This is a genomic window from Methylobacterium frigidaeris, from assembly GCF_022179185.1.
Classification (GTDB): domain Bacteria; phylum Pseudomonadota; class Alphaproteobacteria; order Rhizobiales; family Beijerinckiaceae; genus Methylobacterium; species Methylobacterium frigidaeris.
In genome coordinates, this window is the sequence record NZ_BPQJ01000047.1 from 1 (window position 1) to 12659 (window position 12659).

10 protein-coding genes and 2 pseudogenes are annotated in these 12659 nt (G+C 70.1%); 7 read left to right on the forward strand and 5 right to left on the reverse strand.

Annotation, left to right across the window (positions count from 1 at the left end; translation table 11 throughout):
- On the forward strand, positions 1 to 277 hold a 277-nt coding region (locus tag MFF64_RS29855; RefSeq protein ID WP_238193119.1), incomplete at its 5' end, for a transposase.
- Here the strand turns inward: MFF64_RS29855 and MFF64_RS29860 are convergent.
- The 5 genes from MFF64_RS29860 to MFF64_RS29880 form a co-directional block, all read right to left on the reverse strand.
- Positions 267 to 488 carry a hypothetical protein gene (locus MFF64_RS29860; protein ID WP_099903231.1) on the reverse strand — a complete coding sequence of 74 codons (222 nt, stop codon included), beginning with the start codon at positions 486 to 488 and terminating at the stop codon, positions 267 to 269. The two genes, MFF64_RS29855 and MFF64_RS29860, sit on opposite strands and share 11 nt — an antisense overlap.
- A gap of 205 nt (positions 489 to 693) precedes the next feature.
- A complete protein-coding gene (gene pcaF, locus MFF64_RS29865; RefSeq protein WP_099903229.1) occupies positions 694 to 1899 on the reverse strand; it encodes a 3-oxoadipyl-CoA thiolase in 1206 nt (401 codons plus the stop codon).
- Positions 1900 to 1932: 33 nt separating this feature from the next.
- On the reverse strand, positions 1933 to 3462 hold the full coding sequence (gene paaH, locus MFF64_RS29870; protein ID WP_238193120.1) for a 3-hydroxyacyl-CoA dehydrogenase PaaH: 1530 nt from the start codon (positions 3460 to 3462) through the stop codon (positions 1933 to 1935).
- Positions 3463 to 3883: 421 nt separating this feature from the next.
- The gene (locus MFF64_RS29875; protein ID WP_238193121.1) at positions 3884 to 4999 is read right to left on the reverse strand and encodes a CaiB/BaiF CoA transferase family protein; all 1116 of its coding nucleotides are present in this window, start codon (positions 4997 to 4999) and stop codon (positions 3884 to 3886) included.
- On the reverse strand, positions 4996 to 6000 hold the full coding sequence (locus tag MFF64_RS29880; protein ID WP_238193122.1) for an NADPH:quinone oxidoreductase family protein: 1005 nt from the start codon (positions 5998 to 6000) through the stop codon (positions 4996 to 4998). The genes MFF64_RS29875 and MFF64_RS29880 overlap by 4 nt, the downstream gene beginning before the upstream one ends.
- 327 nt (positions 6001 to 6327) lie before the next feature.
- On the opposite strand from MFF64_RS29880, the pseudogene MFF64_RS29885 reads away from it, so the two are divergent.
- From MFF64_RS29885 to MFF64_RS29910, 6 genes and pseudogenes are all read left to right on the forward strand, one after another.
- Positions 6328 to 6732, forward strand: a pseudogene (locus MFF64_RS29885) (transposase); the annotation flags it as partial.
- A 133-nt stretch (positions 6733 to 6865) separates the two neighbouring features.
- Entirely contained in the window at positions 6866 to 8236 is a 1371-nt protein-coding gene (locus MFF64_RS29890) for an IS1182 family transposase (protein ID WP_238193123.1), read from the forward strand.
- Between the two features lie 159 nt (positions 8237 to 8395).
- On the forward strand, positions 8396 to 8530 hold the full coding sequence (locus tag MFF64_RS38665; RefSeq protein ID WP_425324349.1) for a RidA family protein: 135 nt from the start codon (positions 8396 to 8398) through the stop codon (positions 8528 to 8530).
- A gap of 93 nt (positions 8531 to 8623) precedes the next feature.
- A pseudogene (locus MFF64_RS29900) lies at positions 8624 to 9381 on the forward strand (amino acid ABC transporter substrate-binding protein); the annotation flags it as partial.
- A 349-nt stretch (positions 9382 to 9730) separates the two neighbouring features.
- On the forward strand, positions 9731 to 11884 hold the full coding sequence (locus MFF64_RS29905) for a hypothetical protein (protein WP_238193124.1): 2154 nt from the start codon (positions 9731 to 9733) through the stop codon (positions 11882 to 11884).
- 161 nt (positions 11885 to 12045) lie between these two features.
- Positions 12046 to 12360, forward strand: a complete 315-nt coding sequence (locus MFF64_RS29910) for a hypothetical protein (protein ID WP_238193125.1) — start codon at positions 12046 to 12048, stop codon at positions 12358 to 12360.
- Positions 12361 to 12659: the final 299 nt, after the last annotated feature.

The window sequence follows — 12659 nt, forward strand, 5'->3', positions numbered from 1 at the left end:
CGTCGTGGTGCTGGACGGGGCAGGCTGGCACATCGCCAAGGATCTGCGCGTGCCCAACACCGTGACGCTGGTGCGGCTGCCCGCCTATAGCCCTGAGCTTAATCCGGTCGAACGGATCTGGCTGTACCTGCGCGAGCGCTTCCTCTCGGCACACGTGTTCCCCGACTACGAGGCGATCGTTGAGGCCTGCTGTACTGCCTGGAACGCACTCACCGCTGAGCCAGAGCGCGTCCGCTCCATCGCCAACTTCCCATACATCGCACGCGTCAATGCTTAAGCGCCGCGGTATAACGGAACGTCGAGCGCCGGTAGAGCGCGAGGAAGCCGCTGTGGCCGAGCGGGCTGCGCTCCGCGGTGTCGTAGGAGACGAGCGCCCGCCCGTCGTAGACGCTCACCATCGAGAGATGGAACGGCACGATCCGCAGGAGCGCATCGAAGAAGAGGGCGGGAAAGTCCGGCGACCCGAGGCCGTCGATCATGCCCGCCACGGCGGCGTCGGCCGCGGCGGCGACCTGAAGGGCGGCCGCGCCCGTCCCAGGCGTGCGTCGGGACTGCGGACTGGGCGAGATCCTCGGTCGGGGCTCCTTGCGGCGAACTCTCGATGCGGCGCTTCGCGTCCGAGGCGGACCGTGAGCAAGGTCCGTGCCCCCCCTCCTGCCGCCGCAGGGCGCGAGAGCCGGAGGGGAGGGGGCCTCACACCCGCTCGAGGATGGTCGCGATGCCCTGGCCGACGCCGATGCACATCGTGCAGAGCGCGTAGCGCCCGCCGGTCTCCTCGAGCTGGTTGATGGCGGTGGCGACGAGCCGGGCCCCCGACATGCCGAGCGGATGGCCGAGCGCGATCGCGCCGCCGTAGCGGTTGACGTGCTCCGCATCGTCCGGGAGGCCGAGGTCGCGTAGGACCGCGAGGGCCTGCGAGGCGTAGGCCTCGTTGAGCTCGATGACGTCCATGTCGGACAAGGACAGGCCGGCCAGCGCGAGCGCCTTGCGCGTGGCCGGGGCCGGGCCCATCCCCATGATGCGCGGGGGCACGCCCGCCGTCGCCGTGGCGACTATCCGGGCCCGGGGCATCAGGTCGCTCCGACGCGCGGCGGACTCGGAGGCAAGGATGAGGGCGCAGGCGCCGTCGTTGATCCCCGAGGCGTTCCCAGCCGTGATGGTGCCGTCGGGACGCACGATGGGCTTGAGCCGGGCGAGCGCCTCGCGCGTCGTGTCGGGACGCAGGTGCTCGTCGACCTCGACCCGCTTCGCCTCGCCTTTCGGCTGCGGCACCTCGACCGCGACAATCTCGCGGGCGAACCGGCCCTCTGCCCGCGCCCGTCCGGCCCGCTCCTGGCTGCGCTGCGCGAAGGCGTCCTGGTCGGAGCGGGAGATCCGGTAATCGTCCGCCACGTTCTCCGCCGTCTCGGGCATCGGATCTACGCCGTGCAGCACCCGCATGCGCGGATTGACGAAGCGCCAGCCGATCGTGGTGTCGGTCAGCGTGGCATTGCGGGAGAACGCCGTCTCCGCCTTGCCCATCACGAAGGGCGCCCGCGACATGCTCTCGACGCCGCCGGCGACCATCAGTGCGGCCTCGCCGGACTTGATCGCCCGCGCCGCGGTGCCGACCGCGTCGAGTCCCGAGCCGCAGAGCCGGTTGATGGTGGAGCCGGTCACAGCCACCGGCAGCCCGGCGAGGAGCGCGGCCATGCGGGCGACGTTGCGGTTGTCCTCGCCGGCCTGGTTGGCGCAGCCGAGGATCACGTCGTCGAGCACCTCCCAGTCGACGCCGCGGTTGCGGGCGGCGAGGGCGGTGATCGGGACCGCCGCGAGGTCGTCGGCCCGCACCCCGGCGAGGGAGCCGCCGTAGCGCCCGATCGGCGTGCGCACGGCATCACACACGAAAGCGTCGGTCATGGTCTATCCGGTTCCTGGAGGTGGTGCCGGCCGTCAGCGGGCGGGCTCGGGGTGGAGGCTGCGACCGGTGGCGACGCGCCGGCGCAGGAGGAGGGAGGGCCGGTAGCGGTCGTCGCCGGTTGCAGCCTGGAGCGCGTCGAGCACGGCGAGGATCCGTCCCGGCCCGACCGCGTCGGCCCAGGCGAGGGGACCGCGCGGATAGTTGACTCCGAAGGTCATGGCGCGGTCGATGTCGTCGGCAGAGGCGACGCCCTGGAGCACCGCCTCGGCGGCCTCGTTCGCCAGCATCGCGACGGTGCGGAGCACTGCGAGGCCGGGTGCGTCGTCGAGGAGCGAGACGGCGGTGCCGAGGCTGCGAAAAAGGCCCGCCGCCGCGGCGCCGGCCCCGTCCGGCGCCTGATCGGCGACCGCGACCGCAATCCGGGGAGCCGCGCGGTAGTCGAGGGACAGGTCGAACACGACGAGGTCGGCGGGGGCACCGGCGGCGACCCGCGCGGTGGCGCTGCGCCCGTCGCTGAGCGCGAGACTCGCGCCCTCCAGGCGCAGGAGACCCTCGCCCCCACGCCGCGTCAACGCGACGCCGGCTTCCGCGAGCGCCGCCGCCAGGGGCTCGGCCGGACCGAGATCGCCTTCGACGACGACGGCGCGGGGCACCGGACCGGGTGCGAGCGTGCCCGGCGCCGGCCGCGCCGCCTCCGGGCCGTAGGCGTAGAATCCGCGGCCCGACTTGCGCCCGAGCCAGCCCGCGGCGACGAACTCCTGCTGGACCAGCGAGGGGCGGAACCGCGGGTCGCCGGAATAGGCCTCGAACACCGACTTCGTCACGGCGGCGTTCACGTCGTGGCCGATGAGGTCCATCAGCTCGAACGGGCCCATGCGGAAGCCGCCGGCCTCGCGCATCACGGCGTCGAGGGTGGCCGCGTCCGCCGCGCCCTCCTCGAGCAGCCGCAGCCCCTCGGCGTAGAACGGACGAGCGACGCGATTGACGATGAAACCCGGCGTCGAGCGGGCGCGCACCGGCTGCTTGCCCCAGTCCCGCGCCGTCGCCACCAGGGTGTCGAGCACCGAAGGGTCAGAGGCCAGCCCGGCGACCACCTCGACCAGCGCCATCAGCGGCGCGGGGTTGAAGAAGTGCAGGCCGGCGACCCGGTCCGGGCGCCGCAACCCGGCGGCGATCGCCGTCACCGACAGGGAAGAGGTGTTGGTGGCCAGTATCGCCTCCGGGGCGACCACCTCCTCGAGGGCGGCGAACACCCGGCGCTTGATCTCGAGGTTCTCGACGATCGCCTCGACCACGAGCCCGGCCTCGGCGAGGCCGGCGAGGTCCGGAACGACCGCGAGCCGCCCGGCGAGGGCCTCGCGCTCGCTCACGGCAAGACGGCCCTTCTCGACCTGCCGGTCGAGCGCGGCGAGGATGCCGCCACGCCCGCGCGACGCGGCGCCCTCCGTCGCGTCGTAGAGCAGGACCCGATGCCCGGCTTGGGCGGCGACCTGCGCGATGCCCGCGCCCATCGCGCCCGCGCCGACCACGCCGACGACGCTCCACCTTGGCAATCCGTTCATCGCGCATCCATCCCGTTCGATGTCCCATCCGTCATGGCACCGGCCATGGCTCGAATCAGACTGAAGATCACCATGCTGCACATCCGTGTATTGCTGCTTCTAACAATTCAATTATTGATCACAATTTTAAGATATATAAATAGACACATTGATAATATTTGAATATTGACTTTAAAAGACGAGACGAAGCGGCAATCCATCGCCTCTCTGCACCTGTGCGGCATGCACAGCCGCATCGCCTTCCGCCGAAGTCCCAATCGTGCAGGCCGGATCCGGGCCGAGAATGAGCAGACAAGCGTCATGCAGGACGATCGACCGCCCCGGCGAGCGGCCGCCCGTCGGCGCGAGCGGCACTCGCCGGGTCCGCCGCAACCGTGATCCGGTCTCGCCCGCCGAAGCGCTCGCCTCGGCGGGCGTCGTGTCAGGAGAGCTCGCCGTCGTGCTCGCCGAGGAGCGGCGTTCCCACCGCCACCGCCGCGTCTCCGCGGAACAGGGGCAGGATCGGTACCGGCATCGCCGTCATGGTGCCGCGCTCGCCCCCGGCGATCCGGTGGTCGAACAGGCCGCGGGCGCGGTGGTGCGGATCTTGGACGGCGTCGCGCAGGGAGGTCACGACGTTGCAGCAGCAATCTTTGCCGGCGAAGCGCTCCGCCCATGTCGCGGCGTTCTCGCCCGCGATGATCGCGCGGACCCGGGCGAGCGTCGCCGCCGGGTCGGCCGCGTCGTCGCGCAGGGCGGGATCGAGGTCGATGATCGCGCAGAACGCGTCCCAGAACTTCTGCTCGATCGGCGCCGCGGCGATGACCTTCCCGTCGCGGGTGCCGTAGAGCTGGTAGCGGGCGGTCGCCCCGGTGACGAGGTCCTCGCCGTTGCCCGACCAGGCACCGGCGGCCTCGCCGGCGCCGAGGGCCCAGTACATGAAGGGAAACAGGTTGTCGGTCATCGCCACGTCGAGGTGGCAGCCTTCCCCGTTCCGCTCCCGGGCCTGGAGTGCCAGGAGCACGTTCATCACCGCCGGGTAGGCGCCGGCCGCAATGTCGGCGATGAGCGCGGGCGGCACCACCGCCGCCTCGGGCGGGCCCATCGACAGGGCGAGGAGGCCGGTATCGGCGATGTAGTTGAGGTCGTGCGCGGCGACGTCGCGCTTCGGCCCGGTCTGCCCGAAGCCGGTGACCGAGCAGTAGACAACCTTCGGGTTGAGCGCGCGCACGCTGTCGTAGTCGAGGCCGAGGCGCGCCATGACGCCGGGCCGGAACTGCTCGACGATGACATCGGCGCGCCGCACGAGCGGCATGATCCGCTCGCGCTCGGCCGGATCCTTCAGATCGACGGCGAGGCTCTTCTTGCCCCGGTTGAGGAGCGCGAAGTTGACGCTGTCGCGGCCCCATTTCGGCTCGTAGGTCCGCATCTCGTCGCCGCGCCCGGGACGCTCGACCTTCACCACCTCGGCGCCGGCCTCAGCCAGCAGCAGGGTCGCGAGCGGGCCCGGCAGCAGGGTCGAGAAGTCGAGAACCAGGATTCCCTCGAGCGGTCTCACGCGTGGTTCCTTTCCGTCGTCAGCACGATCTTTCCCACGGCGTCCCCGTCGCGCAGCGTGTCGAGCGCCCGGCGGAAATCGGCCAGCGGCAGCACGTCGCCGATCACCGGACGGAAGCTACCTTCGGCGATGTGCCGGAAGATCTCGGCCTGGGCCGCGGCGGTCTCGGCCGGGCGACGGTCGCGGTAGTCGGAGCCCTGGAGGCCGGCAACCGTGATGTTCTTCACCAGGAGATAGTTCGTCTTGACGACCGGGATGTCACCTCCGGCAAAGCCGATGATGACGTGGCGGCCGCGCCAGGCGAGGCAGCGCAGGGCCGGCTCGAAGGCGGCGCCCCCGACCGGGTCGATGACGATGTCGACGCCGCGCCGGCCGGTCAGGCCGTGCACCTCGTCGCGCAACGCGTCGCGCAGGTTGGGCTGGGCGATGTCGACGACCGCGTCCGCCCCGCTGCGGTGGACCGCCTCGTGCTTCGCGGTGCCCCGCGTCGCTGCGATCACGAGCCCGGCGCCGAGGGCCTTGGCGAGCTGCGTCGCAGCGATGCCGACCCCGCCGGCGGCGCCGAGCACCAGCACCGACTCGCCGGGCGCCATCGCGGCCCGGTCCTTCAGGGCGAACCAGGCGGTCTGGTAGGCCAGCACCGCCGCCGTCGCCTCGACCGCGCTGACCGCGTCGGGGATCGGATAGCAGAGCGCGGCCGGCGCGCAGAGCTTCTCGGCATAGGCGCCGTACTCGACCTGCGTCGCGACGCGCTGGCCGACGGCGAAGCCGCTCACGTTCGGCCCCAGGGCCGCGACCCGGCCGGCGGCGCCCTTGCCGGGCACGAACGGCACCGGCGGGCGCACCTGGTAGCGTCCCTCGACGACCAGCATGTCGGGATAGTTGGTCTCGATCGCCTCGACGTCGATCAGGACCTCGCCCGGCCCCGGCACGGGATCGGGGAAGTCGGCGTACGCCGCTCCGCCCGGCGTGCCGATCTCGCTGACCACTGCAGCCTTCATCGTTCCGACCTGACTCCTGCTGCCCTCGTTCGTCGAATGCAGCCTCATGGACAGACGTAACACGTGCCGTGCCAACCCATCGCACCAAGGAGTGAGAGAGGATTCTGTCTCTAGCAACGACAGAATGCATCCTGACTGTCTCGAAGACCGACACCTCGCACTCCGGTTTCGGAATGCCCCGCCGTCCGCCTTTGGCCGGGATGGTCTGATCCCGCCGCTGCTCAGCGGATGCGTGCGGGCCGGCGTCACTGTCCCGTGCCAGGTTCCACGGCACGAGAAGCAGGGGGAGGGGAGGATGATGGCGAACCAGGCTGTCATCGGCTTCACACCGTGATCGGCCGCTGCATGCAGCGTCACCGCCACGACGAGTTCCTGCGCTTCCTCAACACCATCGAGGCGGCGCTGCCGGCGGGCAAGCTGATCCACGTGATCCTGGACAACTACGCCACCCACAATCAACCGAAGGTGCGAGCCTGGCTGGCTCGGCATCCGCGCTAGATCTTCCACTTCACCCCGACCTCGGCCTCGTGGATGAACGCTGTCGAGGGCTTCTTCTCGGCCCTGACCCGGCGAAGGCTGAAACGGGGCGGCCTCAGCGGGATCGTCGACCTGCAAGCGGCGATCAACCGCTACATTGCCGAGCGCAACGACAGGCCGAAGCCCTTCGTCTGGACCAAGCCGACCACCGCCATCCTCAATGCCGTCAATGGCAAAGCTGCACTATCCGAATGAGTCATTGCACTAGCAGCCTGTCGGATTTGGCCACGTGACACGGTCGTCGTTCTGATCTGGCAAGCTGTTGACTTCACAGGAGTTCAAGCAGTTTTGGAGGGCGCTTCCGGCCCGGTCGGCATAGAGTGCGGCCATGGCCGTCCTGCGATCCTACAGCCGCGAGCAGCGGTTCCTCCTTCCCCCCGACCTTGCGGATTGGGTGGCCGAGGACGATCTGGCTCACTTCGTCATCGCCGCCGTCGAACGCGTCACGCTCGACGCGTTCAAGATCAACCACCGCGGCACCGGCAAGGCCCAGTACCATCCCCGGCTGATGCTCGGCCTGCTGATCTACGGCTACGCCAACGGCATCTTTTCGTCGCGGCGCCTCGAACGGGCCACCTACCGCGACATCGGCGTGCGGTTCGTTGCCGCCGACCAGCATCCCGACCACGACACGATCGCGGCGTTCCGCTGGGACAACGCCCGCGCCTTCGAGGCGGCGTTCCTGCAGGTGCTGCTGCTGGCGCGCGAGAGCGGGCTCCTGAAGCTCGGCACGGTGTCGATCGACGGCACCAAGATCGACGCCAACGCCTCGAAGATCCGCTCGGTGCGCTATGACCGGATGCAGGCGCTGCGGGCCAAGCTCGCGGCCGACATCGCGGCGCTGACGGCCCGAGCCGAGGCGGCCGATGCCGAGGACGCACCCGACCCGCAGGCGCTGCCGCGGGAACTGGCCCGGCGGGAGACCCTGAAGGCCAAGCTCGACGCCGCCTGCGCCCGGCTGGAGGCCGAGGCCCTCGCCGCGCACGGGCAGGCCAAGGCCGAGCATGAGGCCAAGCAGGCGGCCTACGCGGCCCGGACGGGACGCCGCGGCAAGCCGCCGGTGCCGCCGGACGACGGGCCGGACGGCAACGGGCCGCCGCCCGCGCCCGAGCGGCAGAGCAACCTGACCGACCCCGACAGCGCCCTGATGCGCAAGTCCGCCCGGCACGAGTACCGCCAAGCCTACAACGCCCAGGCGGTGGTCGATGCCGAGGGCAGCCAGTTGATCGTGGCGACCGGCCTGGCGACCACCCCCGGCGACCAGCCGACTTTCGCGGCGACCATCCTGGCGATGGAGGCCGGGATCGGGCTGCCCCGGACGGTTCTGGCCGACGCAGGCTTTGCCGGCCGGGCGCCGGTCGAAGCCCTGAAGGCCCGGGGCATAGAGCCCCTGGTGGCGGTTCGAGCGATGCAGGGGGAGCGCCCCTACGACTTCCGGCCACCGCCGGTCGCACCCAAGCCCGACCGTGCGGTCAGGGAACCCTGGAGGCTGGCGATGCAGGCCACGATGAACACCGAACCGGCCAAAGCCCTGTACCGGCTGCGCAAGCAGACCGTCGAGCCGGTGTTCGGCATCGTCAAGGCGGCGATGGGCTTCCGCCAGTTCCTGAGGCGTGGGCTGGCGGCGGTCGAAGCCGAATGGACCCTGGTGGCCCTCGCCTACAACGCCAAGCGGATGGCCAGGCTCTGCGCCGCATGACGCCGCACCGCGCCTACCGCCACAGATTGTGAGCGCCAACCCAAAACACTCAACACCCCTAAACCCGACAGGCTGCTAGATGGCGACCTCAACCGGGCACGCTGCCTGCGCATCGGCGGGTTCGTTCGCTGTCGGGACGATCTCACGCAACAGGCGCGCGTGCTCGACGGCGCCTCCGACCTTCTCGTGCTCGCGCTGGGCGAGAACGGGCGGCACGCCCGCACCGCGGTCGGGACGAACGCCCTGCCGCGCGACGTCTCGGTCGAGATCGACGCGATCTTCGCCGTGACCTGACCGACCGATGTTCCGAACCGGCACCCTGGCCGGTCGGCAAGGACGAGGATCTCTACGATGCAGACCTTCACGAGTGCGGCACTCGCCGCGACGATGATGCTTACCTCAAGCCCCGCGACGACCCGAGCCGGGGCCGAGGAGCTTACGGGCACGCTGAAGAAGGTGCGGGAACACCGGGGCGATCACCCTGGGCCTCCGGGACGCCTCGGTGCCGTTCTCCTTCCTCGACGGCAACCAGAAGCCCGTCGGCTATGCACTGGACATCTGCTACCGCATCGCGGACGCGGTGAAGGAGCGCCTCGGACTGCCGAAGCTCGACGTCCACCTCAACGCCGTGACCTCGGCCACGCGCCTCCCGCTCATCACCAACGGCACCATCGACCTGGAATGTGGCTCGACGACGAACAACTTCGAGCGCCGCAACCAAGCCGCCTTCACGAACACCGACTTCCTCACGGCCACGCGCTATGTGGCCAAGAAGAACGCCGGCCTGCGCACCATCGACGACCTCAAGGGTAAGACCGTCGTCTCGACCTCGGGCACGATCAACCTGCGGCAGATCAACGAGGCCAACACGGCGCGCAAGCTCGGGCTGACGATCCTGCTCCGCGGTCGACCATGCCGAGGCGTTCCTTATGGTCCAGAACGGGCGGGCGGCGGCGTTCGTGATGGACGACGTGCTGCTGGCCTTCTTGGTCGCCGACGCGAAGAAGCCGGACGCGTTCGAGATCTCCGGTGAGGCGCGCTCGAAGCCCGAGCTCTAAGCCATCATGCTCCGCCGGGAGGACGCCCCGTTCAAGGCGGTCGCCGACGCCGCGAAGGCTCAGCTCTGTACGAGCCCTGAGGGGCAAGGCTTTTTAAGGCCGGCGGTTCACCCGCTGGCACGTCCGCGTATTGCAGCACCTCGGGCCCCCCGAAGTGTTATTCAAGCGATTGTTGACGGGGCTGCAATGCCTCTGAATGCCCGGGGTGGGTCTAGTCCGGATGTAAGGGCTTCCCCTACCGTGTGTCTCACGCGGGCGGGCGTGGCGGCGATCCAGGCGCCTTGGCGGGGCGGGTTTCGCGGCCTCGCACGGGGCGGGTTTACAGCCGTTAACCGCCGACCCTCGGGGCCGTATTGCCACGCTTGTGCCAGGGCGCGACGCGCCCCAGACTGATCAGGTCCGCGAGTGTGGCGCCCGCGGCGACCGACAGAGACGCATGCTCCCCCTTACTGACTACGTCATCCCCGAGACGCCGGACTGCCTCCTCGAAGATAGCCCTCTCGCCGCGGAGATCCGCGCGCGCGCCCAGAAGGCCGCGGCCGTCGCCGCCCGCGCCGCCCACCTCGCCGTCCTGCACCCGACCCACACGAACCTCTACGGCAAGCGCGCCGGCCGGAAGCGGACCGGGCCCGAGCTTCCCGTGGCGGCCCGAAAGCCTCTCCCCGTGAAGGGGCGCGCCACGCTGACTGGCGCCAACCCGGGGCATCGCGTCACCCGGCACCCTATCCAGCTCGCCCATTCCGGCATGCTGCCCGAGGCCGGCTACGTCTCGCTCCAGCGCCACGCCATGGGCTGCCGGTCCGACGAACTCGTAGCGATCAACGCCTACGCTTGGGCCGACCTCGAAATCCGCGAGGGGCATACCTTCTACGGTGTGACCCCCGAGGTGGTCGCCGGCATCATCCTCGCGCGCCACGATGCCGCCGGCGTCCCGCGTCCCTCCTACGTGACATTCAGCGGCCGCGGCCTGTGGTGCGTCTACCTCGCCGACGGGTTCATCCCGCCTCAGGCCAGGAGCCGCGTCCTGAAGGCGACCCGCGCTTACTGGGGTGATGAGATCAAGACCGGCCGCGGCGCCGGCACCGAACACGTCGTGGCTAGGGCCGCGGCAATGCGGGGCCTGTGGGATGGCGGCGAGCTTGACTGGTCCGTCGGCGACATGAGCCGCGTTCACCGACTCGCGGGCAGCATCAACGACCGCTCGGGCGAGATGGTTCGTCTCGTGTGGCCGGCCTCGTGGGCCGACGTGCGGCGGTCGAACTTCGAGGCATTCGCCCTCGCCGTCCTCCCGTTCACGCGCGAGGAGACCAGCGCATATAAGAAGGAGCGCGCCTCGGCCCGCGCCGCCCGCCAAGCCCGGGTCGAGGCCGAGGGCCGCCCCGTCGCGGGATTCGCGCGTGCCCCCCGGCCCGGCCGTTGGGCCGTCATTGCGACCGAGATCGAGGCCCTGATCAGGCACCATGCCGGCAACAGCGCCGTGTCCCCGGAACTCGGCCTGCGCAACCTCCTCGCTCACCACCTGTGCTGCGCCTGGGCGCTCTCCGGCCGAGGCGGTGACGCGCGGGGCTGGGCGGCCGAACTGGCCCCTATGCTGTGCGGGCCCAAGCTGTCCGAGCGCCGGCTCGCCAGCTACCTGAAGCCAGTCGAGAGGAACCTGCGCCGCCACGAGGCCGGGGAGACCGTGTGGTACACGCCCCCCGGCGGCGAGCCGCGCGAGGTCTCGCCACTCTTCGAATACGGCGTCGGGCGCGTCGCGAGGGAGCTGAAGGTGACGGCCCATCTCGCAGCCGAACTCGGGTTCAGGATCCTGACGCCCCAGGCTGAGGACAGGAAGGCCCTGACGGCGGCCGAGAGGCAGGCGGCCCGGCGGGAGAGGCTGGGAGCGAGGAAGCGGGCGGCCGTGGAGCAGGAACAGCAGGACCGGGCGACGCTCATTCTCGACCTGATGGGCGTGGGCTTGGAGGCCGAGGACATCGCCGAGCTGTTCGGGTGTTGCACCCGGACCGTCGAGCGCGCCGTCAATGCCCTGTTCGCGGGGTCGGCTGACCGGGTCACGGTGGTACTCGAATTGCCGGATGAGGACGTGTCCGACGCCGAACTCCATGGGTTCGTGGAAGCCTGCACCCTGACAAGTCCGTCACGCTATCTATCGGCTGGCTCCGCCCTTCAGGGGAACCAGCCCCCTGCCCAGCCCTCGACCGAGGCCGCCCCTGCCAACCTGCCCGCGGCGAAGCCCGGGAAGCTCCTCTGCAAGGCCAAGTCCGGCAAGGCTGCACCCGAGACCGAGACCCAGACCTGGCTGACGTACGGCCCTCTCCGGCGCCTCCTGGCGCTCTACGAGCACCTCCGGGCTTGCACCGTCGCCTCCCGGCGTGAGAACCGCGACTGGAGCTCGAACTGGTGCACCGAGTGGGACGATATGGATTGTGCCCAGATGATGCTGCAAGACGAGTTGCTGGCGGAGCGGCATCTCTACCCGGGTGGTCTCAAGCCGCGCAACGAGGCGAAGATCCGTCAACGTCTCCGCCTTGCAGGTATTGATCCGTACCCCTACCTGCCTTGTCACTCCCCGGAAAGCCGCCTACACTAGGTTCTAGGGTCGAGAGATCCTCTGTTGGTCTAGATGCGCCACATCGTCGACCAGACACACGCCCGTCAGGCACCCCCTGGCGGGCGTCGTCGTTTCAGGCACCGCTAGTCCCTTGCCAGGGGGCTCGGCAGGCTGTGCCCAAGATGTTCGCCGGTATCACCATGACCCACCCCCCCGCCGCCTCCAAGGCCAAGCGCAAGGCTGACGACCGGGATCGCAAGCGCCGCGACCGGGAGGAGATGCGTCAGGCCGGGATCCCCGACCAGCGCATGCTGGACGCTGCCATCGTGGATGCCTTGCGGGATGCCATCCTCGACCAGGGCGGGATCCATGCCCCAGCAGAGATGGCCCTGTTCAAGGAGATCCTGAAGCGCTCGGCCGAGACGCTCCGCGACCGGAGGCAGAAGGGCATTCCGCTCAACAGGGCCAATATGCACAGCGCCATCGCCAACCGCCTCATCCCCATGCCGGACTGACCCGCCCCGAGGCGCCTGACGCCTGCATAGCATGGTCGCGCGACACCAGCGGCCAGGTGAGACCCGCCACCCATGAGGCCCGCCACGTCGCCAGCGGCGGGTCTTGCCGTGTCTGGGCCCGGGATCCGGCAGTCGTCGGCGAGATGGACCGATGATGAGGGCCGCACCCCATCGGCGTGTTGGGCCGATGGCGGGCGTGATTGTCGGTTGCACGGCAGGCCCGGAAATTGGGCGTGCGGTTGATGCCGCGATGAGGTGCTTGACTAGGGGATCGCGGCAACCCGGCCCCTCTTTCGGGA

Excerpts from the sequence above, each read along its gene's own strand:
- pcaF (WP_099903229.1), bottom strand. The coding sequence starts at position 1,899 with ATGACCGACGCTTTCGTGTGTGATGCCGTGCGCACGCCGATCGGGCGC.
- paaH (WP_238193120.1), bottom strand. The coding sequence starts at position 3,462 with ATGAACGGATTGCCAAGGTGGAGCGTCGTCGGCGTGGTCGGCGCGGGC.
- MFF64_RS29880 (WP_238193122.1), bottom strand. The coding sequence starts at position 6,000 with ATGAAGGCTGCAGTGGTCAGCGAGATCGGCACGCCGGGCGGAGCGGCG.
- MFF64_RS29890 (WP_238193123.1), top strand. The coding sequence starts at position 6,866 with ATGGCCGTCCTGCGATCCTACAGCCGCGAGCAGCGGTTCCTCCTTCCC.
- MFF64_RS29905 (WP_238193124.1), top strand. The coding sequence starts at position 9,731 with ATGCTCCCCCTTACTGACTACGTCATCCCCGAGACGCCGGACTGCCTC.
- MFF64_RS29910 (WP_238193125.1), top strand. The coding sequence starts at position 12,046 with ATGACCCACCCCCCCGCCGCCTCCAAGGCCAAGCGCAAGGCTGACGAC.